The 25,896-nt window shown below is 34.8% G+C and carries 22 protein-coding genes; 20 read left to right on the top strand and 2 right to left on the bottom strand.

Going from position 1 to position 25,896, the window contains the following annotated elements:
• The first annotated feature begins 74 nt into the window (after positions 1–74).
• The 4 genes from CPHY_RS17175 (at position 75) to CPHY_RS17160 (ending at position 6,656) form a co-directional block, all read left to right on the top strand.
• Entirely contained in the window at positions 75–971 is an 897-nt protein-coding gene (locus CPHY_RS17175) for a carbohydrate ABC transporter permease (RefSeq protein WP_012201319.1), read from the top strand.
• 10 nt (positions 972–981) lie between these two features.
• The gene (locus CPHY_RS17170) at positions 982–1,860 is read left to right on the top strand and encodes a carbohydrate ABC transporter permease (RefSeq protein ID WP_012201318.1); all 879 of its coding nucleotides are present in this window, start codon (positions 982–984) and stop codon (positions 1,858–1,860) included.
• Positions 1,861–1,863: 3 nt separating this feature from the next.
• Positions 1,864–4,281, top strand: a complete 2,418-nt coding sequence (locus CPHY_RS17165; RefSeq protein ID WP_012201317.1) for a glycoside hydrolase family 65 protein — start codon at positions 1,864–1,866, stop codon at positions 4,279–4,281.
• 128 nt (positions 4,282–4,409) lie between these two features.
• Complete coding sequence (locus CPHY_RS17160) at positions 4,410–6,656, top strand: glycoside hydrolase family 65 protein (RefSeq protein ID WP_012201316.1); 2,247 nt, start codon at positions 4,410–4,412, stop codon at positions 6,654–6,656.
• 71 nt (positions 6,657–6,727) lie between these two features.
• On the opposite strand, the gene CPHY_RS17155 is transcribed toward CPHY_RS17160, so the two are convergent.
• Positions 6,728–7,738, bottom strand: a complete 1,011-nt coding sequence (locus tag CPHY_RS17155) for a LacI family DNA-binding transcriptional regulator (protein ID WP_012201315.1) — start codon at positions 7,736–7,738, stop codon at positions 6,728–6,730.
• Between the two features lie 295 nt (positions 7,739–8,033).
• Between CPHY_RS17155 and pgmB the strand changes: the two genes are divergently transcribed.
• The 10 genes from pgmB to CPHY_RS17105 all read left to right on the top strand — a co-directional run bounded on the left by pgmB (position 8,034) and on the right by CPHY_RS17105 (position 16,970).
• Positions 8,034–8,696, top strand: a complete 663-nt coding sequence (gene pgmB / locus CPHY_RS17150) for a beta-phosphoglucomutase (protein ID WP_012201314.1) — start codon at positions 8,034–8,036, stop codon at positions 8,694–8,696.
• A gap of 50 nt (positions 8,697–8,746) precedes the next feature.
• A complete protein-coding gene (locus tag CPHY_RS17145) occupies positions 8,747–10,303 on the top strand; it encodes a glycosyl hydrolase family 28 protein (RefSeq protein WP_012201313.1) in 1,557 nt (518 codons plus the stop codon).
• 108 nt (positions 10,304–10,411) lie between these two features.
• Entirely contained in the window at positions 10,412–11,038 is a 627-nt protein-coding gene (locus CPHY_RS17140) for a discoidin domain-containing protein (protein ID WP_012201312.1), read from the top strand.
• Between the two features lie 139 nt (positions 11,039–11,177).
• Positions 11,178–11,756 (top strand): hypothetical protein, encoded by a 579-nt coding sequence (locus CPHY_RS17135; protein ID WP_012201311.1) that lies wholly within the window; start codon positions 11,178–11,180, stop codon positions 11,754–11,756.
• Between the two features lie 356 nt (positions 11,757–12,112).
• On the top strand, positions 12,113–12,457 hold the full coding sequence (locus CPHY_RS17130; protein WP_012201310.1) for a hypothetical protein: 345 nt from the start codon (positions 12,113–12,115) through the stop codon (positions 12,455–12,457).
• Between the two features lie 44 nt (positions 12,458–12,501).
• Positions 12,502–13,071 carry a YdcF family protein gene (locus tag CPHY_RS17125; RefSeq protein WP_012201309.1) on the top strand — a complete coding sequence of 190 codons (570 nt, stop codon included), beginning with the start codon at positions 12,502–12,504 and terminating at the stop codon, positions 13,069–13,071.
• A 160-nt stretch (positions 13,072–13,231) separates the two neighbouring features.
• Positions 13,232–14,224, top strand: a complete 993-nt coding sequence (gene rfbB, locus CPHY_RS17120; RefSeq protein WP_012201308.1) for a dTDP-glucose 4,6-dehydratase — start codon at positions 13,232–13,234, stop codon at positions 14,222–14,224.
• Positions 14,225–14,268: 44 nt separating this feature from the next.
• Positions 14,269–15,465, top strand: a complete 1,197-nt coding sequence (locus tag CPHY_RS17115) for a MerR family transcriptional regulator (protein ID WP_012201307.1) — start codon at positions 14,269–14,271, stop codon at positions 15,463–15,465.
• A gap of 128 nt (positions 15,466–15,593) precedes the next feature.
• The gene (locus CPHY_RS17110; RefSeq protein ID WP_012201306.1) at positions 15,594–16,196 is read left to right on the top strand and encodes a histidine phosphatase family protein; all 603 of its coding nucleotides are present in this window, start codon (positions 15,594–15,596) and stop codon (positions 16,194–16,196) included.
• A gap of 423 nt (positions 16,197–16,619) precedes the next feature.
• The gene (locus CPHY_RS17105; RefSeq protein ID WP_012201305.1) at positions 16,620–16,970 is read left to right on the top strand and encodes a hypothetical protein; all 351 of its coding nucleotides are present in this window, start codon (positions 16,620–16,622) and stop codon (positions 16,968–16,970) included.
• A 137-nt stretch (positions 16,971–17,107) separates the two neighbouring features.
• On the opposite strand, the gene CPHY_RS17100 is transcribed toward CPHY_RS17105, so the two are convergent.
• Entirely contained in the window at positions 17,108–17,500 is a 393-nt protein-coding gene (locus tag CPHY_RS17100; RefSeq protein WP_012201304.1) for a metal-dependent hydrolase, read from the bottom strand.
• Between the two features lie 279 nt (positions 17,501–17,779).
• On the opposite strand from CPHY_RS17100, the gene CPHY_RS17095 reads away from it, so the two are divergent.
• The 6 genes from CPHY_RS17095 (at position 17,780) to CPHY_RS17075 (ending at position 25,868) form a co-directional block, all read left to right on the top strand.
• On the top strand, positions 17,780–19,102 hold the full coding sequence (locus tag CPHY_RS17095; protein ID WP_041703757.1) for a CapA family protein: 1,323 nt from the start codon (positions 17,780–17,782) through the stop codon (positions 19,100–19,102).
• Positions 19,103–19,236: 134 nt separating this feature from the next.
• Entirely contained in the window at positions 19,237–21,030 is a 1,794-nt protein-coding gene (locus tag CPHY_RS17090; RefSeq protein ID WP_012201302.1) for a flavocytochrome c, read from the top strand.
• A 10-nt stretch (positions 21,031–21,040) separates the two neighbouring features.
• Complete coding sequence (locus CPHY_RS22010) at positions 21,041–21,205, top strand: hypothetical protein (protein WP_198301324.1); 165 nt, start codon at positions 21,041–21,043, stop codon at positions 21,203–21,205.
• A gap of 421 nt (positions 21,206–21,626) precedes the next feature.
• Complete coding sequence (locus CPHY_RS17085; protein WP_012201301.1) at positions 21,627–23,375, top strand: M3 family oligoendopeptidase; 1,749 nt, start codon at positions 21,627–21,629, stop codon at positions 23,373–23,375.
• Positions 23,376–23,679: 304 nt separating this feature from the next.
• On the top strand, positions 23,680–24,696 hold the full coding sequence (locus CPHY_RS17080) for a DUF4097 family beta strand repeat-containing protein (protein WP_012201300.1): 1,017 nt from the start codon (positions 23,680–23,682) through the stop codon (positions 24,694–24,696).
• 29 nt (positions 24,697–24,725) lie between these two features.
• A complete protein-coding gene (locus tag CPHY_RS17075; protein WP_012201299.1) occupies positions 24,726–25,868 on the top strand; it encodes a DUF3810 domain-containing protein in 1,143 nt (380 codons plus the stop codon).
• The last annotated feature ends 28 nt before the right edge of the window (positions 25,869–25,896 follow it).

Below are 25,896 nucleotides of genomic sequence, written 5' to 3'. Positions count from 1 at the left end.
TATGTGGATTTAATAGTAAACTGCATACGCAAATGGTTTATAACATTGACTGGAATGGAGGTAGAATTAAAGGAATGAAAGAAAAAAAGAAAGTGCCAAAAACATCTTGGAAGAAAAAAGATTTCCTTGGCTGGATGATCATGCTGCCTTCAATTATTTTATTTGCATTTTTCGTATGGGAGCCTCTTATTGAAAGCGTTCGGTTATCATTATATACGGCTAAGGGGATTCATACAGAAGATTTTGTTGGTTTTGATAATTATCTAAGAGTGTTACGACATCCAGACTTTATGGATGCATTAAAAAATACGTTTGTTTACATAGGTTGGTCATTAGTTATTGGATTTGCAGTTCCGATTATAATTGCACTTCTTATCACGGAGACAATACATTTTCGTAGTTTATTTCGAGTGGGGGTATACTTTCCGAATATAATCCCAGGACTTGCCACAGTTATGTTGTGGGGGTTTTTCTTTCGTCCGGGTAATACTGGTGTTTTAAATATTCTATTATCAAAAATCGGAATTGAAAGTCAGAAATGGTTAAATAATGCGGCGTTGACAATACCACTGATTGTCTTAACCATGACATGGAAGAGTGCCGGATCTACCTCTTTGATTTATATGGCTGGTATTAGCGGAATTAATCCAGAATTATATGAAGCAGCAACAATTGATGGCGCAGGTATTAGACAAAGAATTCGTTTTATAACGCTGCCAAGTGTATTTTCTTTAGCTAAGACATTATTAATACTTCAGGTGATTGCAGTATTTCAGATACTTTATGAACCATTGGTAATGACCAATGGTGGGCCGAACAATGCTAGTATATCTATTATGCAGCTAGTATATAATTATGCTTTCCGTGATTATAAATATCCAATGGCTGCGGCATTATCGGTCATGATTTGCATCGTTTTAATTATCTTAAGTGGAATCTACTTTAAACTTACTACAAAGAAAGAAGATTAGGGGGGAGAGTATGTTTTTTGAAAAATATCGTAAGAAAAAAGATGGAACCATACGATTTTACGATCTTCATTCAAAGAAGATTAAAATACTCTGTATTCTAATTTTACTTCTTTGCTTCTTGATGTTTATCATATCCATCTTTCCTGCAATATGGGTTTTCCTTGGGAGCTTTAAGGATATTAAAGAATTTCGAAAAAGTGAAACCATTCTTCCAAATCACTTTGATTTAAGTGTATTTGCAAAGACTTGGAAGGATTTAGGCTTCTTAAAGTATTATATGAACTCATTTATTTCAGTCGCAGGCTCCGTTGTGTGTGCTGTTATCTTTAATGGATTACTCGCATATGGATTAGCTATTTTACGCCCAAAAGGACATAAGTTTTTATTGGGTCTTGTCATGTGGAGCTTATTAATTCCTGCTACTACGAGTGTTGTTGCACTTTTTGTTAACATTAATCGTGTGGGATTAAATCAATCATTTATTCCACTATGGCTAGCATTTGGAGCAAATGCATTTTTTGTCATAATGTTTAAGCAATTTTTTGAAGGCCTTCCATCAGAATTGTTGGAGGCAGCAAGGCTAGATGGTTGTGGCGTTTTACGCGTATTTCAACAAATTGTTTTACCATTATCAAAACCAATTATTGCTGTTATTATGATCTTTGCAATTACAGCGTCTTGGTCAGACTTCCTATTACCTTATCTAGTTTTGGATGGTTCTGGAAAGGAAACGGTAATGGTTCGATTGTTTGCATTCCGTACTTCGAATGCAACTGACGTTGAAGTTTTACGTGCGGTAGCATTTTCTATGATACCTCCGACCGTTTTATTTATCATCTTCCAGAAAAAAATAACAGAGGGTGCCACAATGGGCGCAATAAAGGGATAGACTATGGCAAAAATAGCAGATTTATATTATAAAGCAGATCCTTTTCAAATTATTGAAGAAGGATTTGACCCAAACTACGCAAAAGTTTCGGAATCCATATTTTCTCTAGGAAATGAATATATGGGAGTCCGTGGATATTTTGAAGAAGGATATTCTTCCGATAGTTTAGTAGGAAGCTATTTCAATGGTATTTATGAAAGAGCAGAAGTTTCTTCACAAAATTATAAAGGTATTATAGATTATACCGAGTTTATGGTGAATTCGGTGGATTATTTTTATACGAAAGTATCTTTGGACGGAGAACAACTTGATTTGGCGAAGGTAAAAATAAATCAGTTTCGTCGTTACCTCGATCTAAAAACAGGAGTTTTAAAGCGTAGTTTTATATGGGAGTTGCAAAATGGAAAACAAATAGAAATCATGTTTGAGCGTTTTTTATCCATGAGTGACGCTTGTATGGCTGGACAGAGAATACGATTCCTGCCACTAAATTTTGATGGAAAGTTAAACGTTAGCCTTGGATTAGATTTTACAAGACCTCATTATATGACAGGCAAAAACTATTTTACCTGTGTTGAAGGTAGCGCTGAAGAAGATAGCGCGGCTGAAAAAAATAGCCTGACTGAAGAAATTAGTAAGGCTGAAGAAAATAGCATGGTTGAAGAAAATAGCCAGGCAGAAGAAAAGAGCCTGGCATTAGAAGATAGCGCAAAAGATGACAGCTTATTTTTAATTGGAACAACGAAGAACACAGGTCAAAAAATTGCTTCCATGTGTAAAATCGATGTTCCGAATTCAGCAACAGGTAACATTGAGAAAGAAGAAAACAAAATTGCAATAGCTTATCAAATTGAATTAAAGAAACAACGTGAAACAGTGATTACAAAAGTAATATGTAATCTAGTTTGTAAGAAAAAAGATGAATCTGAATATAAAAAGTTTAACGTTAGATGCGAAGAGAAATGGAACAATAGAGCAAACTTCCATTATGACCAACTTCTTGCTGAGAGTATCATGTGGTGGAAAGAAAAGTGGAAAGAATCGGATATTGTAATTGAAGGTGATGAACTAAATCAACAAGGGATCCGTTACTGTATTTTTCAAATGCATCAGACTTATCACGGAACAGAAGCTGGAACTAATATTGGTGCTAAAGGGCTAACCGGTGAGGCTTATAGCGGCAATGCGTTTTGGGATACCGAGACTTATTGTTTGCCATTTTATATATTTAACAACCTAAAAGCAGCAAAAAATTTATTAATGTTTCGCTATGAGACTTTAGAAGAAGCAAAGCTACGCGCAAAGGAATTGGATTGTAAAGGGGCATTTTATCCAATTGCTACAATTAGTGGTAGAGAATGTTGCAGTTTATGGCAGCATTCAAGCCTACAGCTACAGGCTTCCACAGGAGTTGCCTATGGAATCTGGAGTTATGTGAAATTAACGAATGATGTTGAATTTTTACACCAATATGGAATTCCGATGTTAATTGAAATAAGCCGTATGTTAGTTACGAGGGGAGATTATAACGCTGACGGTACTAAGTATGGATATTATGGTGTGATGGGGCCAGATGAATTTCAGATGATGGTGAATCACAATTGTTATACGAATGTTCTTGGCAAATTGACACTTAAATTTACTTATGATGTTATGAAGCAGCTAAAAGAAGAAGGACTAAGTGAGCAGGAGATCGTAAATCGTTATCAAGTATCCAGTGAGGAGATCGAAGATTTTAAGAAAAAAGCGGATGACATGTGGATACCGTATCATGCGGATACCTTGCTATTTGAGCAACATCAAGGGTATTTTGACCTTCCTCATGTAGATGTAGATGCAATACCAATAGAGGAATTTCCTCTTTATCACCATTGGACCTATGATAGAATCTATCGAAACGATATGATTAAACAACCGGATGTCTTAATGATGATGTTATTGTTTAACTCAAACTTTACAATAGATCAGTTAAAAGCAAATTATGAATTTTATGAGCCAAGGTGTATTCATGAGAGTTCCCTGTCTCCATCGGTTCATTCCATCCTGGCAAGTCAGTTAAAGAAACATAAGGAAGCTTATCAGTTCTTTGGTTTTGCAACAAGAATGGATTTAGATAATTATAATCGTAATACGGATGAAGGTTTACACACTACTTCGATTGCAGCAGCATGGATGAATATTGTATATGGATTTGGTGGTATGAGAGCAGATGGAGAACTCCTAAGTTTTACACCAAGTATTCCAGAAACTTGGACTTCATACTCCTTCCGTATAGGGTATCGTGGAAACGTAATATTAGTTGAGGTATCAAAAAAGGAAGCTACATTTCAAGTATTGGAGGGAAGTGATGTTCTCGTAAAAATCTATGAGAACGAATATACCTTAGACCAATCGAAACTAAAACTTGAGATACCATGTTGACCTAAAAAGGGGATCCTTTACCTTAATTAAGGCTATATTGATTCTATTACTCAGTATGTTTGTGTTCTGCGTTGCATCCACAAACTAAAGATACACAAGGAGCAACATAAGAATGGGGGAGGAAAGCTATGGACTGGATGTTGACGGAAAATGGTTATGACAGTAGCCTTGCTGCAACGCTTGGAAATAAGTTTTTTATAGGCAATGGATATCTGGGAATACGAGGTACTCTCGAGGAATACGAAAAAGACCAATTGGTTGCCATTAATCTTTCAGGAATTTACGATCAGGTTGAAAAGAAGTTTCGAGAACCAATTAATGCTCCGAATGCTCTTTACACCTATATAGAGATTGCAGGTGAGCGAATTGGATTACCTAATTCAGAGACGAAATCTCATCAGATTACCTTAGATTTTGCTCATGGACTGTTTGGTAGGAAGACTTCCTATCCTACCAAGGATGGAGAGATTACAGTTGAAAGTGAGCGTTTTTGCTGTATGGAGCAACCTCACATCATTTGTATGAAATATTGCATTCACACGGGTGTCGATATGGAAGTAACTTTAGTATCTGGAATTGATGCAGATGTTTGGGATATCAATGGACCACACCTTAACAATGTAAAGTTTTCTAGTTCCAGCAAAGAAGAGAATACCTTTGAGCTTTCAGTCCATGCGAATACTTCAGAGAAGAGAATAGGAATCAATGTTTGGGAGATCACTTCTTTACGTATCCTAGATGATATTATCCCGGACTGTTTAGAACAAAGAAAGAAACAGCAATATACACATGAGGTTGTAAAAGCAGAAAGTAAAATATTAAATCGATTTACGATTTCATTGCCTGCAAATGGAATGGTGTGTTTCTATAAATACATAGGAATCTATACAGAGAAAGACAGTGCCTTATATGAGAGGGAGAATAAAGAACTTTTACATCATGCCCTACTACAAGGATACGGAACCCTAAAAAGTGACCATATGGAATGGTGGAAAAAATGTTGGGAAAGAGATCAAGTAGTACTAGAAGGTGATGAGGAAGCCATGCAGGCATTAAATTACTCTTTATATCATTTGATTTGTATAGCCCCAAGACATAGTAAGAGTATGTCAATACCGGCAAGAGGTCTATCAGGACAAACTTATAAAGGTGCTGTATTTTGGGATACGGAGATGTTCTTACTTCCTTTCTACCTTTACACAGAGCCAAAGGTCGCACGAAGTTTAGTGAAATACCGGATTGATACTTTAGTAGGTGCTAAGAAGAAAGCGAAGGAGTATGGTTATTTAGGCGCATTTTATGCATGGGAGAGCCAAGAAGGTGGATACGAGGCTTGTTCTGATTATAACGTTATCGATGTATTTACCGAACGTCCAATGCGTACTTACTTTCGTGATAAACAGATCCATATTTCTTCAGCAGTTGTGTATGGATTGATGTCTTATGTTCATACGACGAATGATTACTCTGTTCTAGAAGAAGGAGGAGTCGAGGTCGTTCTTGAGTGTGCACAGTTTTATTACTCCATGCTGCTTCAAAAAGTTCCTTTTGGACAATTTGAATTACATGATGTGGTAGGGCCGGATGAATATCATGAAAGAGTGAATAACAATTTTTATACCAATCGTATGGCAAAGTTTACTTTTGATATGGCAGTTGAATTAATTCAAAACATATCAAAACTTTCAAAGGAGACACAAAATAAATTAGCCAAACAGTATGGGTTATCTGCATTATTAACGAAGTTTGAAGAAGCTTCCAAACGGATCTATTTAAAAGACCCGGATAAATATACGAAGCTAATAGAGCAATTTGACGGCTATTATAAATTAAAAGATTCTACCCTTGATGAAGTTCGAAGTAAGGTTATACATCCAAAGGAATATTGGGGTGGAGCGTACGGGGTAGCTGCTGATACAAAGATTATTAAACAAGCAGATGTAGTAACTACATTGGCATTGTTTCGTGAGGAATATGAACAGGATGCGTTACAAAAGAATTGGGATTATTATGAGCCAAGAACAGAGCATGGGTCAAGTTTAAGTGCTTGTATGTATGCATTATTAGCGTGTTATTGTGGTAATCCCGATCAGGCATATCCATTCTTTTTAAAGTCAGCTATGGCTGATTTAAAAGGTGGTGGAAAGGAATGGGCAGGGCTATTATATATTGGAGGAACTCATCCTGCCGCTGCTGGCGGTGCTTATATGACGGCAGTATATGGATTTGCAGGACTAACCATAAAAGAAGGAAGTATTGCCGTTAAGCCATGCCTTCCTTCTTCCATAACAAAGTTAAGTTTTTTAGTTCAAATAGGTGAGAAAAAATATCGAGTTACGGTGACGAAGGAAGAAGCTTTTGCAGTGTGTATTTAGTATCGTTCACAAATTAACTAGACCGATTACTTGTCGAAACTTCCAGATGCATCATTCAAAAAGTCTCGACTCTAGATAGTTAAGACACTGTTTCTTTCCACCAAGTGAACCGGAAGTATAATCTCTCTTTGCTTTAGAGTACGATTTTCCAGGCGGTCTAACATAAAGTAGGCCGCTTGTCTACCTTTCTCGTTTGCATCCTGATGGATGGTGGTTAGAGGAGGATCGGTAATACGGCTAATGCTTAAATCATCAAAACCAATAATTGAGATATCTTCAGGAACACGTTTTCCAGCCTGACGAAGTCCCGCAATTAATCCGGCAGCCATAATATCTGCTGTTGCAAATAATGCAGTAATATCATTTCTTGCTGCAATTTTAGCGCCGGTGCGTAAGCAGGAAGTAACATCCATACCAGCCTGTAAAATCATCTCAGAACGAATTGGAATATGAAATTCTTGCAATGCTTGCTTATATCCAAGCAAACGTTGATAGAGAACACCATTTTCTTTTATCATTGGAGAAACAAAGGCAATGTTTCGGTGACCGTGCTCCAATAAATGCTTTGTAGCAAGGTATCCGCCTTTATAGTCTTCAAGACCAACATTACACATGTTACGATGGCTGACATAACTATCGATTAATACAATCGGTATCGATAGTTTCGTTAATTCTTCATAAAAAGAATCTTTAAATATACCAGTAAAGAATAGACCGTCTACATTCCAGTTTCGAAGAAAGGTTTGTAAGTCATCCGAAGTTTCTACTGTTCGTAACATTAAATAGTAACCGTTTTCCCGTAAGGTAGCTTCAATTGCTCCGATAAAAGCAGAGTGGAAAGGGTCCTCCATGAAGTTTTCCTGTTTATTGACGATTAAGTGATTGATAATTCCTATCACTTTAGAATTATTAGAAACCAAAGAACGGGCAGACATATTCGGTACATAGCCAAGTTCCTTAATAGTGTCATTTATTTTTGCAATTGTTTCAGCAGATACACGACCTGATTTCCCATTTATGACATTAGAAACAGTGGTACAACTGACACCAACGATTTGAGCAATATCTTTAATTGTAGCCATGAGATGTTTCCTCCTTTTAACAGGTTTAAGGTTAAACCTAATAGCGTAAGTTTACCATTAAAATGTAAAAATGTATAGAGTTATTTTTTAAGGAGATCAGTGTGAGCATTTAAAGAATCTATAGTTGTGTAGCACTGTATCAGCATTCAGATGTAGTCAATTAGTGAGTATTTATATAAAATTCATTATTCATGAAAAGAAAGAGTTATGAAGCTTACTTTTTCTTGTCATGAATAAAATAAGTTACTTAGTGTAGCTGTTCATTACAAAACCTATAATAGTAGGAGGAGATAGTTTGATTAAGGGAGTTATTTTTGATTTAGATGGAGTTTTGGTTTCCACCGACGAACTGCATTATGAAGCATGGGCTAAATTAGCAAGAGAATTAAATATCAATAATTATACGAAAGAGGACAACAAAGCACAAAAAGGAATTAGTAGAATGGAGTCCTTAGAAATTGTGTTAAAGAAAGGAAACATAGCTTATACCGAGAAGGAGAAAGAAGCACTTGCGGATAGAAAGAACAACTACTATGTAGAAATGCTAGACTCTCTCAATGATTCTGCTGTGTTAAAGGATGTAAAAGAAGCTCTGGCAATGCTAAAGAATAGAGGAATCAAGATAGGAGTTGGTTCAGCCTCAAAAAACACCCCTCTTATTCTAGAAAAAACAGGACTTGAGCCAAGTATTGATGCAGTTTCATGTGGGATTGATGTTACGAAATCAAAACCAGATCCGGAAGTTTTTTTGGTTGCTGCTAAAAAACTTTGTTTACCACCAAATGAATGCCTTGTGGTGGAGGATTCCTATGCGGGTGTTGTGGCTGCAAAAGCAGCAGGGATGAAGAGTTTGGCAGTAGGACCAGAACGTAAGTTATTAGAGGCAGATTATGATTCAGAGACATTGCTAAGTGAGACAGATTGGGACTTGATGTTAAAGATATCATACAATTTTTAAGCACCAGAATACGGTATGCAAAAAAATTGTATAAACAAGGGAGGAGCTATATGAGCCAAAAGTTTCGTAAGTTGGAAGGTATCGCAATTGTAGTGTTATTCGTATGTCTGATAGGTCTTTCGGTTATGTTAGTGAATAAGAAAAGGCCAGCGAAGGAGGTGATTTCGGTTCAGGAAACAAATCTAGTTTTGTATGAAGGCCCAAAGTCTTTACGTGATGCTACCAAGGAGGATTTGGTTTCTGCAAACGAGAGCTCTAAAGATTTTTCACTTCTTCATTGTACCGATACTAAAATAATGGTAAATGGATATGACTGTTATGTATATGATACAAATGTAAATCATTCTAGAAGATGGTATAACGATTACATGCCTCCAAATGCAAGAACTCCAATTTCCTATTTTGATTTTGAAGGTATCGTAGAAGTAACAATTAAGGTACCTAATATTGACCTAGAAACAGCTAGCGTAAGTCCATTGCAATATGGAATTATACCAGTACTTGATGTAGAAAACCATACCGTTACATTTACAATTACAAAACCTGACCAATATACCATAATGTTTAATAACTCACCGGAAAGAGCGGTACATTTATTTGCGAATGAAATAGAGACGAATATACCATCCAAAGATGATAAAGATGTTGTATATATTGGACCTGGAGAATGGAATATTGAAAACATTATTCTTGAGGATAATCAAACACTATATATCTCGGGTGGTGCTGTAATTCATGGCATAGTAAATGCTAATTTTGCTAAGAATATCACCGTTCGCGGAAGAGGAATTATCGATGGTTCTAAATTTAATGGATGGAAGGGAAAAGAAGCATACATACCATTAAAGTTTGATAACTGCGAGAACATCACGATTAAAGATATTATAGTATTAAATCCGAATGCTTGGGTATGTCAGGCATTTAATTCTAAAAACGGTACTATAGATAATATAAAAATTATATCCTCAAGGCCAAATGGGGATGGTATCACTTTACAGTCCTGCCAAGATTACACCGTTAAAAATGGTTTTGTTCGAAGCTGGGATGATTCTTTGGTAATTAAAAATTATGATGATAACTCAAAAAATATAAAGTTTGAAAATATGCAGCTATGGACGGATTTTGCGCAGTCTATGGAGGTTGGATATGAAACGAATAAAGGCAAACGAGAGAATGCTTTTATCTCTGATATCACATTTGAGAATATTACGGTGCTTCATAACTTCCATAAGCCTGTAATATCAGTTCATAATGCAGATGATGCAGCGATAAGTGGAATTACTTTCAAAAATATTGTAGTTGAAAATGCTCAGATGGGAAGTGGCGATGGTGACGAGATGCCATACCTCATTGACATTAATATTGCCGGGAGTTCTAATTGGTCCTCAACTAGAGACCGAGGAACTATCAAAAATGTCGTAATTGACGGAGTAGATGTGCTTGGTGGTAAAAACTGCTCTTCAAGAATTAAAGGCTTTGATGCAGAGCATAACATTGATGGTGTTATTTTAAAAAATATCAATGTGTTAGGAGAGAAGATCACGAATTTGGAACAAGGAAAATTTGAAGTAGATGAAAAGACTACAAAGAATATTATCCTTGAGTAAGTGTGAAGGAAACCAAAAGTTTTGTGTCTGCGTAATCCATGACTTGAAACTTAATATTATGCATTGTCTTACAAGCAAGACAAAGCATGCGCAGAAATGGAGGGAAAGATGAACAAAAAACGAGTTATTATCCTATTATTAGTAGTTTTTAATGCCGTGCTTTTAATCTATACCCTTCGGTTACCTAAGCAAGAACCGAAGGTGAGGGAAACAATAGAAACACATGTAACTGCGGTAGATGCGATAGACCAGACGGAAGCGTTGGAACACCCTGACTTTATTAAGGAAGAATATGTTACTACCATTCCAGAGGGAGAAAATATTGCACTTGGGAAAAAGGCTACCTCAAATAGTTTTGCTCAAAGCTATACAGCAAGGAAAGTAACCGATGGAATTGCCGTTGGAGTTTCCTATTGGGAAGGTAAACCTAAAAGCTATCCGAATATCATAACAGTAGATTTAGAAGAAGTATACTCTATACATACAATACGTGTTTGCCTCTCTCCAATGAGTATCTGGGGAAAGAGAACTCAGGATTTCTCTGTATCAATTAGTAAGGATAATGAGACATTTACGGAAATAGTACCATCCAAACAGTATACTTTTGACCCTGATAGGGGGAATGAAGTTCAGATTAAGCTAGAAAATATTGAGACCCGTTATGTTCAGCTAACTTTTACTGCAAACTCAGGTGCAGCAGCTGGGCAAATTGCGGAGCTTGAAGTGTATCATTAGAATATGTTTTCTTTTGATCTAAAAAATACAAAAAATATTTAATCTTGACAAAATTTTTAATCTAATCAAAAATAGTACACCGCTACATAGAAGAATCATATAATATTACATAATATCATAAAAAAGATAAGAGGTCACTATGAGTGATCCGCTATGCTGTCCGCAAGACCCTAACCGTATGAGTATTAATCGTGCGCTCATTGAAGATGTAGATTTTAGAGGAAACCAAGGAAGAGTTACAGTATCCTATGATGTAACACAGCCAAATCAAATTATTTTAAGAGAATTACTGGTTTTGCTTGTAGATGAACGTACTATAATATTAGATAGTTCTGGACGAAGAATAAGAATGAGAGATTTACAGCCGGGTATGCTTGTAAATGCCATAGTATCACCAATTTTTACAAGAAGTAATCCACCGCAAACCACAGCGTTTCAGATTACTGTCGTAAGGGAAATTAGGAATCCAACTAGGATTGAAAATATCTTACAAGTTAATGTGAGAAATCAAACGATATTAACAGGAAACTCTCGAAATCCTGCAAGCCAAATTCGCTTTGTAGTTAATAATAACACGGAGATATTTGGACCAAGAGGAAATCGTATCTCTTTATCACAGTTAAGACCAGGGCAGACGGTAAGGATTACTCATGAGAATTTTATGACAGCTAGTATACCACCACAGACGGTTGCAATTAGAATCCAAGTATTATTATAGAGGAAATTCTTTTATAATAGCTTATTTTGAATATAATATAATAGTTGATTGATGTATGGAAATGGTTGAGGAAAATTATGATAAAAAGAATCATAATTTCATGCAACCATTTCTTTTTTTATTAACTAAAAAATGAAGGGTTAAATGCCTTGAAATAAGTAGGAAAATATGGAACTCGTCTATAATTTATGCTAAAATGAAGAAAAGTTATAAATTACTTCATAATTATGTAAAACTTCATTTTTTAAAATCACAATTTATGGAGTTAAGAAAAGATTTTTATAGAAATTTACACCATGTAATTACGACTCAAAATAACATATGCGTAATGGCACTCCATGAAAGGGAGGGATTAAATGCAAAAAAATCAGATGGAACAAGAAAAGGAAATTCGGAAAGAACTTAATACCCTTTATGCAGAATTCGATTATATATACAAAGATTATTGTTCAAAAGAGCAGCACGAGGAATTAGCTAATTTAAAGAAGGAAGGACAACCCTTACCAGACAACTTATCCTATGATCCCAAATGTGAGAAGTTATATTATAGTATTCCATCGGGTTTATCAACTGATGAACTTAATGATTTAACAAGATTACGCATGTTAAAGTATACAAGAAATATAAGTTATGGAGTTAATTTTATTGTAATTGTTATAGTACTAGGGATATTGCTAAAAATACTCGTAAACTTTCTATAGAGGATTAATTAAAGGTTGATTAGATCTTAAATGGAGGAATTTAAATGAACTATCCGTTTGATTGCATAACCGATTTTATATTTGTTGAAAATGAAATATTTCCTTGTGATATCATCTTAATTCCCGGTGGAAGCCATCCGCAGTTAATGGAAAAAGCGGTCGATTTGCTTGAAATGGGAATGGCAAAATACATACTTCCAAGTGGCGGAAAAAATAAAAAATTACCCGATTATCCAAATGAGGCGGATTTTTTAAAAACAATAGCAATAAAAAGAGGCATCTCTTCAGATATAATTATATGTGAAAATAAAGCTACTAACACATATGAAAACGCACTTTTCAGTTACGAATTATTAATGGGAAAATGTATAGATATAACCAAAGTGATTCTTGTATGCAAGGCGTATCATAGTAGACGTGCACTATTTTCATACCAAAAAGTGTTTCCAGCGAATACAACGTTTTTCGTTTGCCCTGTTACGGATAACAGAGGTATAACAAAAGAAAATTGGTTTACAAGAAATGATTATATCGAACTGATTATGCGTGAAGTCGAAAAAATGGGTAAGTATTTCAGTGATTCCATATTATCTATGTATGAACGTACATTATGAACATAAAACAACATAAAAATAAATAGTGTTTGACTCTATCCTTGCGTCACCCTTTATACTCCAATTATCACGTGATGACTTTGAACAAACTAAAAACAATGATAGCATAACTTTGCTATCGTTCTTTGAAAGGGCAAAAGTGCCTGAATGGAGGTAAGGAATGAAAACATATTTTGTTACAGGTGGTGCAGGGTTTATTGGAACAAATTTTATTAAGTACCTATTTGAATCTCATGGTGAGGATGTTAGGGTTATTAACTATGATAAGCTAACTTATGCAGGAAATCGTGAGTGGTTAGAAGCATTTGAAGGAAAGAAAAACTATAGATTTGTACAAGGGGATATCCTAGACAAAGAATTGTTAACAACTATCTTTAAAGAAGAGGGGATAGATTTTGTAGTGCATCTGGCAGCAGAATCACATGTTGATCGAAGTTTGCAATCAGATATTGAATTTTTTCAAACAAATGTCATTGGGACGAGGATGCTTTATCAAGTGATTCATAACGTGTGGAAAGATGATATAAGCGATAAGAGAATTCTACATGTATCAACAGATGAAGTATATGGTGAATTAGAGGAATCTGGGCAATTTATAGAGCATATGCCTTTACATCCTAACAATCCTTATTCTGCAAGCAAAGCAGGGGGAGAGATGGTAGCAATCGCTTATCGTAAGACTTATGGATTACCGATTGTAAGGACAAGATGCAGCAACAATTTTGGCCCTTATCAGCATGAGGAAAAATTAATACCAAAGTGTATCAAAAACTGCTTAAACCATAAGAAGATACCAGTGTATGGGGATGGAGAAAATATAAGAGAATGGCTCTTTGTTAAGGATCACTGCATAGCGATGGATACTGTATTATTAACAGGAGAATTAGGAGAGGTATATAATATCGGTAGCCATCAAGAGATGAGTACACTCCACATTGTTACTACCATCCTTCAATATCTAAAAGAACACGTGGATTCTTCCCTATCAATGGATTTGATTGAATTTACAGAGGATCGTCTTGGACATGATAAACGTTATGCAGTTGATACAAATAAAATAGAGACAAATCTTAATTGGACACCTAAAACCGATTTTGAGAATGGAATGGCCGTTACAATAGATTGGTACCTAAAAGAATATAGATTTCGTTGAGTATTGCAATAAAGACATTGCGAAACGCAGAAATGAGGAAAATTATGAAACTAAACCAAGAGAACGTTTATTTTACTGTAGGTGAATTTGCTAAGTGTGCGAACATATCAATCAGAACACTTCGTTATTACGATAAGATAGGGATACTTCCGCCATCAAAACTAACGGACTCGGGTTATCGTTTATATACGAATTCTGATTTTCTAAAACTTCAAAAAATATTAGCATTAAAGTTTTTTGATTTTAGCTTAGAAGAAATTGAAAGTATGGCGAGCAGCACTGTGGATAGAGAGAGTTTTAGAGACTCTCTCCATCTGCAAAAACAATTACTGCAATCAAAGATTAATCAGTTAGAAATGATAAAGTGTACAATAGATCAAGCAGAAGATATGTTGCAGTCTGAAACAGAAATCGGTTGGGATAAGATTACAGATATTATTCATGCAATGACTATGAAACAAAGTATCAGAGAGAATTATAAAAATGCGGATCATCTGAATGTTAGAATCTTATTACATAAAAAGTACTCCAAAAACCCACAAGGCTGGTATCCTTTCCTAGCCAGTCATATTCCTTTTGCCAAAAATCAAAAGATATTAGAACTTGGCTGCGGTAATGGTGCCTTTTGGGTTGAAAACGAAGCTATTCTACCAGATAAATTATCAATTACAATAACAGACATATCAGATGGGATGATAAAGGTTGCAAAAGAAGCTATAGACCAGACCGGTTTATCTTGTACCTATGATGTTTTAGATATTAATCATCTTAATTTTACGAAGGAATCCTTTGATCTTATAATAGCGAATCATGTACTATTCTATGCAAATGACAGAAATAAGGTTTGTGAAGACATTGCACGTATTTTAAAGCCGAATGGTGTATTTGTATGTACAGCTTACGGACAACAACATATGAAGGAAATTGAACAGATTACCAAAAAGTTCAATCCCAAGATAGCGCTATCGGAAATAAATCTTTCTGATTTATTTGGATTAGAAAATGCAATGGATTATTTACAGCCTCATTTTTCTTCTGTAAATAAAATGGATTATAAGGATAGTTTAATTCTAGATGATTATCGTCCATTGCTACACTATGTTCTTTCTTGTCATGGAAACCAAATAGAGGTACTACATGGACATCGTAAAGAGTTTGAGTATTATTTAGCAGAGTTGTTCCGGCAAAAAAGACAAGTTGAGATTACAAAACAGGCAGGAATGTTTCTATGTAGAAAATAAGTTTTTTGGGAGAAGCTGGAGTGTTTTTATGGAAAAAATAAGTTTTAGGAAGGAGTAGATACTTATGGCATCTTGGATGCTTCATTTAAGGGTAGGAGATAGAGTATTGCAACAGAATGGAGGGTTCTATGATTATTCTATTATTACGCCATGGAGAGTCAGAGGGTGACTTAATGGATGTACATGAAGGGCGTGCTGATTTTCCTTTAACGGATAGGGGAAGAGAACAAGCAGGTAAGGCAGCTAAGTGGATTAGTAAAAATTATTCAGTTAACAGAATCTATTCCAGTACTTTGTTAAGAGCAGAAGAAACTGCTAGTTTGGTATCAATGGAAACTAAAGTACCAATTGAATTAAGAGAAGGTTTAATGGAGTTTAATAACGGGAAATTAGCAGGAATAGATCGTGAAGAAGCAAAACGTAAGTATCCTGAGATTCCAGATTTGCCAATACACGAGAGTAGATATGAGATGGAGTCCAAATTAGAGTTTCGTTTTCGCGCAGAAGCTATACTATCCGAGATAATTTCTAACAATAAGGAACAAGAGGTCGTGGTTGTCATATCACATGGTGGCATGATCAATCAGCTCTTGTTAGCTTATGAAAAACAACCAATAGAATCTGAAATTTGGCATGCAACTGGTGATACGGGAATCCATTGTTTGCGATATGAGAATGGAAAACGTGGAATCTTATATTTGAATAATACAAAACACCTTGAGATAGTGTAGAAAATGAATCTTCTTAGTGAAAATTGAAGAAAGTGTCATGAAAAATTAGGATCATACTAATTGTGAAGTTATAAGAGAACAATTGGTAGAAAAAATTAGACCTATTAAAACAAATAAATAATTTATAAAGAGGATTTTCAACAAGTTTAATGTTACTTAAATATAATAAGGATCAAGTAAAAAATTAAATAATCTGTAAAAAGAGTTATTTATAATTAAAATGTAGGATGATATATAAAAGTAATTTCACAAATCAACTACATAATAGAAAGATAAACCGTTTAAACTTTATGAAATGTGAATTACTGTATAGAAATGTAAAAAATTACAAATGAATGTTTGACATATAATTCCAAACGTCTTATAATAAATGTGGGGATATCAAAATTTAACATATGAGTATACGATTAAGGGGTGAATTTATTGAAGAAAGTCATTTTCATGCTAATGATAATGTTATGTTTATCAGCTTCAGTTCATCCAATGGAGGCGTTTGGAATTATACCGACATATTCAGAGGAATCTGACAAAAGAATTGATAACGTAACCGTATTACAGTCTGTGGTATTTGATACTTTCCTAATAAAATCGGAAACTTTGCCTAAAGAACAAGCGAACAAGCCGATTGAAGAGAATCCTAAACAAGAAGGACAGGCTAATACAGAGGAAGCACCTGCTAAAGTAGATATTATATACATACTACTGGTTATCATCGGTTTTATGCTGTTAGGAGCCTTTATGCTTCATGCGAAGGAAAAAAGAAAAGATTTATAATAGGGGCAAAAGGACCTGTTGCAAAATAAGTTACCAAACCTAAGGTATCATATTTTGCAACAGGTCTTTTTCATGCAGAGCATTCAGATGCCACAAATTTTGTGGTAGCACAGTAGATTCCAAGCTCATTTACTCTTTTATCTTGGAATACGAAAGAAACTGTAGCGTTTTTTCGAAGGATAAAACAAGCAGATACCTTTTGAACGTAGTGGTAACATGTCTAGAATTAAATGACTACTAATGCCAATAAAAAGCCCTAAAGCAATACTTAAGTTAAATTGAAGTACGATAATACTGGTAATAAATAAAAATAGTAAGCTATGAGTAAGGGTTCTATGTTTGATCGGTAGATGAACAATTGACCCAAGAAAACTCTTTTTATGGTCGATATCTGGCAATAAAGAACCTAATACAGATGCAGTGATATAATCAAATGATGTAATGGGTAAATCCCAGTGATAAGTTTTATTACAATAAAGCAGTAATCCTGAGATGGCAAGACCACCGATAATATGTGTTTTTCCTTTCATAAAAATTCCTCATGTCTAACAATTCTAGTAAAACTCCCATGAAGTGATAAGTAAATCGATGAATAGCTAAAAATAATAGGTTTCGCTCATACTGAGTAAAAACCAAGATGTATCCCACCGTGTGCTATTGTAGACATAGTTTATCTCATAATTTATCTATAGAAGTAACTGTGTGAATATGGTATAGAAAAATAACCTGGATTTCTAGTGGAATATTATGGGACAAGTGAGCATATGATAGAAATGATATTTAATTTTAATATGGAGATTATGTTTAGTATGAATATTAAGTTTAGCATTAATACAAAGTTTACTATGAATATGAAATATATCTTACGAAATATAGGGGCTTTCCTTCTTACTTTTATACTTATATTCCTATGTTGTACAAACTTTAAAAGTCAGATAGTATTTGCAAAAAAGCAAGAAACTCTAATAAGAAAAGCATACCAGCCTCTAAGTAAGATAAGTAAGAACCGTTATATATTGGAGGATGATGGTGTTTATCGAAAAAAGATGAGCGAAGACGAGCTAATATTACTAAGTGGTAAGGATGAACCAATGGATATCGCAAAAAGCGCGACTGTGATGATAACTGGAGATCTTATGTGCTTACGTGCTCAACAGTATGGGGCAAAGAGTAAAAGTACATATGTTTTTAATGATAGTTTTTCTTTTGTGAAACAAATATTTTCAAATAGTGATTTGGTCATTGGAAATCTTGAAACCTTAACATCTCATTCAAATTACTATACCTACGAACAAAAAACAATAGAAGGTTCCCCTAATTGCAATGCGCCTGGAACTTTTTTAGATGCTTTACGGTATGCAGGTTTTGACGCAGTAGTTACTGCAAATAATCATTGTCTCGATGGTGGAATGGCCGGAATTAGAGAAACAATAGAAAAATTACAGGAATATCATATAGCACAAGTAGGAACTTACTTAGGAAATGATTTACCTAGGTTTCTTATCTATGAAGTAAATGGAATTAAAATTGGGGTTTTAAGTTATACGGAATATATTAATTTTCGTCAAAGTTTATCCGCAAATGATTTAAATAATTTTGTTAACTGTTATAGTAAAGCGTCAGTAGAACGTGATGTTAAGGAAGCAAAAAAGGCTGGGGCAGAATTTGTTATAGCGTATAATCATTGGGGAATAGAAAATACAACAGAGATTACGAATCTTCAGAAACAACATGCAAAAGAAATGGCAGAGGCTGGAGTGGACGTTATTATCGGATCACATCCTCATTGTTTACAAGAAGCAGTATACATAAAGACAAGTGATAAAAGACAAGTACTATGCATGTATTCTATGGGGAATTTTGTATCAAGTATGGCTACCGAAGCAAATAACGATACAATCATCCTGCGCCTTCTGGTTAGTAAGGAAGATGGGAAAGTAACATTAAAGCAATCAGGATATTATCCACTAAAAGTTTTTCCTGTTTATGAAAATAAACACTATGTGATTGTCCCGACACAAAAAGAGTTTCAAAAAGGAAATACTACAACAGCGTTAGAGAAAGCGGGTAAGCGGATTAAGAATGTGTTAGGAACAACCATTAAGGAGTGGAAAGTCAAAGAATCCAAATAATATTCTCTTTTACACATAAATTCCAATTAAAGTATACAAACTATTGGTAGCAACTGTGAAATTGGCAGTGCAATATATTTAACAATAAGAGAACGTAATAGTTTTGTGCTTTATTGTTAGTAAAGGAGAATATTATGAAAAGGCGTATTGTTGCAATCGCTATGATTGTAATCATGGCATTTGTATTAATGTCTTGTAGTAAGAAACAAAACGAGGGAGGAGCTACACCCTCAGCAACGCCTTCCGCGGGCGGAAGGTTTACACCCGGAACTTATGAAGGAAAAGCATCCGGGTATGGCGGAGAAATAACCGCGACAGTTGTCCTAAGTAATGACCGAATTGAATCAGTTAATGTATTTGGACCAAATGAGACAAAGAACATAGGATCCATTGCAGTGAGTGACTTACCACCAAAAATTGAGGAACAACAATCAGTTCAGGTTGATGTTGTGAGCGGTGCAACTACAACAAGTAAAGCAATTATAGAAGCAGTTACAGCAGCACTTACAAGTGCTGGTGTCGATGTATCTAAATTGGCACCAGTAGAACCAGAAGCGACAAAAGGAGCTTCACTACCAGAAGAAATGATAGCAGTTGATGTATGTGTTATCGGGGCAGGTGGGGCTGGAATGACAGCAGCAATTGAAGCCAAGGCTGCAGGGCTATCTGTCGTTATCTTAGAGAAGATGCCAATGGCGGGAGGGAATACCGTAAAGGCAACCGGTGGTATTAATGCAGCAAATACTCCTCTTCAAAAGCAACTGGGAATTGCAGATACAGTTGAGAGTTTCGTTGCAGATACCATGAAAGGCGGAAAATATTTAAATAATGAAGCTTTAGTACGTACTATGGTGGAGAATTCAGCGGATGCTATCGCTTGGTTAGATTCGATTGGAGCACCATTAACAAATTTATCATTTTCTGGTGGAGCTACTTTTAAGAGAATGCATGCACCAGAAGGCGGAGCACCAATTGGAAATTACATTGTGAATACCTTTCTAAATAATATAGAAAGTAATGGAATTGATATACTATATAATACAAAAGCAACTGAAATTTTAATGGATCAAGGTAAAGTATCTGGAGTTTTAGCAAAGGGAAAAGAGAAAGACTATAAAATAGCATGTGAAGCTGTTGTTCTTGCAACAGGTGGATTTGGTGCTAATGAAGCTATGGTAGAGGAATATGATAAAAAGCTTGCTGGTTATAAAACAACGAATACTCCTGGAGCTACCGGTGATGGTATTATAATGGCACAGGATATCGGTGCAAATGTAGTTGATATGGATCAAATTCAAACCCATTCGACAGTAGAGCAGGAAAACAGTATTATGATAACAGAATCTGTTCGTGGTCAAGGAGCAATCCTAGTGAATCGTAACGGAGAGCGTTTTTATAATGAATTAAGTACGAGAAACTCACTGTCTAATGCAATTTTAGAACAAGAGGGGAGTTCCGCTTATCTAATTTTTGATCAACAACTAAGAGAGAAACTAAGTGCTGTAGAAAGTTATATCAATGCAGATATCGTAAAAGAAGCGAATAATCTTTCAGAACTTGCAAGTGATATTAATGTAGATCCAGATAAATTAATCCAGACAGTGGCAAATTGGAATAAAACAATTACAGAAAAGGGACAAGATTTATTCAATCGTACCACTGGTATGGAGACAACTATTTCAAAAGCACCTTATTATGCAATTAAAGTAGCACCTGCAATTCATCATACGATGGGTGGTGTAGAGATTAATACGAAGGCAGAGGTAATTTCTACGGATGGCAAGCCAATCAAAGGGTTATTCGCAGCAGGAGAAGTTACTGGAGGAATCCACGGTGCGAACCGAATTGGTGGTAATGCGGTATGTGATATTGTAGTTTTTGGAAGAATTGCTGCAAAAAGTGCGGCAGAATATGTTAAAACACATTAAGGGAGGCCATATGAATAATAATAATTCATTTCATTCGAATAATTCTGAGAAAAGAGAGCAAAAGAAACAAAACGAAAAGTTTAACAGTACTACTCAAAAGGCAAAAGTAGAAAATCAAAATCAAACGCATAATTCGAAAAAGGAAGGGATTGCACCAATTAACCGTGCAAAATAAGATTAAGAGGAATAGGAAAGGAACTAGCATACATCCATTAGTTTTTGCTAGTTCCTTAATTCTTGACATGGATAAGCTAAGAAGTGTACTTTTTCCTGTTATATAAGAAAAATCCAATCAAAATTTATCAACACACGAGAAAATTTATGTTATAATAATCTATAAACTCACATGACACTACTTATATAATAAAAAAGGTGGTATAGTGCTAGTTTCAATACAGATGAAAATTCAGGATAAATGCTTCTAGGGATGCACCTTTACCCTGTGGATTTTGCTAGATGAAGATTTTCAACTAATCAAATTGTCTTTGTACTTAAGGTAGAGACCTAGCGAGCATTCAAGATTACATACTGAAATTTTTATGTTCAAAAGAACAACTTAGGATTCATTAAATATTAAAAGCGAAAGGAAGAAGGATATGAATACTACATGGTCATTAGATGCATTATACACTGGATATGATGATGAAAATTTTAAAGAGGATATGAAACAGTTTGATTTGATGAGTGTTAAGATGGATAATTTATCAAAAGAACTTGATAATTTACCGGAAAAACAAGCACTAAATCAAATTTTTGATTGTTTAGAGGAAGCTTTTCGATTAGAGCATCTCGCTGCTTACTGCTCTCTACGTCAGTCTACGAATACACAAGAAACAGAAGCAACTTCGTATCTGGGTCAAATCAATCAAAAATCCTCCAATTTAGCAAAAGCAAATACTATTTTTATGAAATATATTGCTAAAATAGATGATATCGATGCGTTAATAAAAGAGGATGAAAGACTAAGTGAATATGCTTATTTCATCCGTAAAATAAAGGAAAACAATAAACATCTATTGAGCGATGAGACAGAAGAAATCATTGCTAAGATGTCAATTTCAGGTGCTAATGCATGGAGTGAATTACAAAGCTATCTTACTTCAACGGTGAAGGCATTGTATGATGGAGAGGAAGTTACTCTATCAGAAATTCGTAATATGGCATATAGTACGGACAAATCTACTCGAAAAAGAGCCTATGAAGCAGAACTTGAATGTTATAATAAAATAAAAGACAGTGTCGCATATTCTTTAAATAGTATCAAACTCCAAGTTTTAACATTATCAAAGTTAAGAGGGTATTCTTCTGTACTCGATATGACTTTAGATCAATCGCACATGCAAAAGGAAACGCTTAATGCAATGATTACTGCTATGAAGGAGTATATGCCAAAATTCCATGAGTATCTTCGTGCGAAAGGAAAAGCATTAGGACATGAGAATGGTTTACCTTGGTATGACTTATTTGCACCAATGGGTGCTAGTGAGAAAAAGTACAGTATTGAAGAGGCAAAAGAGTATTTATTAACACATTTTCGTACCTTTGCACCAGATTTAGCTCAAATGGTAGAGCGAGCATTCGACGAAAGCTGGATTGATTTTTATCCTAAGGCAGGTAAGGTCGGCGGAGCTTTTTGCGCTAACCTTCAACCAATAAAACAAAGCAGAATTTTATCAAATTATGATGGTACGATTTCTGATATTGTTACATTAGCACATGAGCTTGGTCATGCTTATCATAACCATAACATTCATGACCACCGCTTATTAAATAGCGATTATTCTATGCCAGTAGCAGAAACCGCATCTACTTTTAATGAAAATGTAATTCTTAATGCAGCAATTAAAGATGCAAAAGGGGAAGAAAGATTAGCATTAATCGAAGGTCAGCTTCAGGATGCTACACAGATTATCTGTGATATCTATTCCCGCTATCTATTTGAGACTGCGGTGATTGAAAAACGTAACGATAATTTTATGTTCGCAGATGAGTTATGTGAAATGATGCTTGCAGCACAAAAAGAAGCTTATGGCGATGGTCTTGACTCTGAGTCTTTACATCCTTATATGTGGGTATGTAAGGGGCATTACTATTCTGGTAGTAATAGTTTTTATAACTTCCCATATGCATTTGGTGGTCTATTTGCAAGAGGGTTATATGCGAAGTATATGGAAGAAGGAGAAGCATTTTTACCAAAATATCGTGCACTTTTACATGCAACAACAGTAAGTGATGTAGAGGATGCTGCCAAAATTGCTGGAATTGATTTGACAGATCCAGATTTCTTCCGTAAGGCATTACAAACATTTTCAGATCAAATCGATGAATTTAAGAAATTAGTCTAGTTTATAAATTTAAAAAAATAATCAAGTTTATTAATTTAAGAAATTTTGTCGAAATATAATACTTTCTTAATTTTTTCTTACAAATTCTATGGTATAATGTTTACAAACATTATACCATAAATATTTGTATCAAATCACGGAGTGGATAAAGTGCAATTGAAAGTTATTACCATATGCTGATGGGTTGCTGATAACCAGTGGCAAGCGTTGTGAGTGCACATAAACGGTACAAAGTGCTACATACCATCTGAGCTTGTGAGTATGGTATAATGAGATGAATAACTGGAAGTTAGGGGAAGTGGAGATGAAGCAAAAAAAAATATGGCTCCTAGTTAGCTTATTTCTAATATTGATGTTAAGCGGATGCCAGGGAAAGTTTTATTTTACGACTGACAGTGAACGTTATACTGAAGATAATATGAAGTATTTTGGAACTGTTAAGGAACCAATCGAGGAGATTTCTACAATTAATGTAAACACACAGTATGCAGACTTTGATATAATAGCATCGGATGGATATTACGTGGAATATTCTTATTATTATGTCAATGAAGAACCAGTTATTTCAATAATAGATGGTATATTAACTTTTAATGATAGTAATATGAATCAAGGTGGTTATTCCATTAGCCTAAAAAAGTCGAATTATTTTAAACTATATATTCCTGCATCCGCAGACTTTAATAAAGTTAATATTACAGTATCAAGCGGTAATGTTTCAATGGGAAGCTTTTCTGCTAAGGATGTAAAGGTAGAAAATTCGTATGGAGATACCATAATAACATCAACAGCAATTGATAAGCTTACCACTGTGGCTTCTTCTGGTGATCTTACTATTGATAGGAGTGCAATCGGAGAAGCAAATATCAAGAATAGCTATGGAGATATAGTGATAAAAAATATAAATGAAGAAGATTTTTTTACAAAAGAATATCCAGATGCTAGCATAACTGTGGAACTTAGTAGCGGTAGTTTGAAGATAGATAAGCTAAAAACAAAGGAATTACAATTTAATAATTCTTATGGAGATGTTAAGATAGACGAATCTACAATTACTTCCCTAAAAGGAAAATTAAGCAGTGGAGATGCCACCGTTGAGGATAGTTCTGTTGATAAGATAGATATCAATAATTCTTACGGTAAGGTAAATTTACACTTAATAGGGAAACAAGAAGATTATTGCCTTGATATTACTTCAAAGTATGGTGATGTCTGGGTTGGAAAGAAAAAATATGACGGTTCGGTTCTCGTAGACAAAGGTGGAACGAAGCGTATTACATTGTATTTATCAAGTGGTAGTGCAAAAGTTACTTTTCAATAGACTGTAAGTAAAAGAAATGAGGTAATACGATGAAAGAAAAGAGACTGATTCAACAGTTGCCCAAACTTCGACAATTGTTACGTTTGAAACGTAATTTCATTCTATTGCTATTACCCATTTCTCTTTTGTTGCTTCAGGTTGCTAAGAGGAGCAGTTATTTTACAGAAAAAGTATTAGTAAGATTTTTCTATCGCCCATGGTCACTATTTTTATCAACGCTTACAGGTATCTTTCCTTTTTCGTTAGCAGAGCTTATCGTTATTCTTGGACCTATACTATTAACGATTCTTTTGATACGATTCCTTATGCATAGTATCAAAACAAAAGAAGATCGTTACATAGTGGTCGGTAAAGGGATTGTAAATATTTTATGCGGTATTAGTATTGTTTTGGCTCTATATATTATAGGGTGTGGAATTAATTATAATCGTTATCCTTTTAGCTATTACAGTGGTTTAACGATATTAGAATCTTCAGAAGATGAATTGTATGAATTATGTGTATCATTAGCATTACGTGCAAATGATTTGAGAGATACGATTCCTTCGGTGGATGAAAGTGGAGTCTATGATTCCACAATGTCCAAAAAAGAATTAATGCTGGAAACGAAACGAGCATATCAAAAAATTTCAAAAGATTATTCTATATTATCAGGTAGATATCCAGCTGCAAAACCGATTACATTTTCACGAGTAATGTCGCAGATGGAATTAACCGGAATATTCATTCCGTTTACAATGGAGGCAAATGTAAATGTGGATATTCCAGATTACTCTATAGCATCAACCGCATGTCATGAAATGGCTCATTTACGTGGTTTTATGAGGGAAGATGAAGCAAATTATATTGCTTATTTGGTTTGTACCGCCTCAGACAATGTTGAACTGAAATATAGCGGTGTAATGCAGGCTTTAATCATTGCTGGAAATGCTCTATATGATCAGAATAAAGAGCGTTATCGTGAGGTTAGGATGCTTTATAATGAAGGAGTGCATGCTGATTTAGTAGATAATTCAGTTTATTGGAGTGAATTTGAGAATACTGCAGTTAGCAATGCTGCTACGATGATGAATGATACCTATTTAAAGGCGAACAATCAGGAAGATGGAGTGCAAAGCTATGGAAGGATGGTTGATCTTTTGCTAGCTGAGTACCGTGAGAATATGAAATAATGTAGGAATAAATGAATTACAAGAAGTA

Origin of the sequence: Lachnoclostridium phytofermentans ISDg (genome assembly GCF_000018685.1) — a bacterium.
In the GTDB taxonomy this organism is placed as follows: Bacteria; Bacillota; Clostridia; order Lachnospirales; family Lachnospiraceae; genus Lachnoclostridium; species Lachnoclostridium phytofermentans.
Note: the sequence above shows the minus strand (reverse complement) of the source record. Positions and strands in the feature narration are given on the sequence as shown.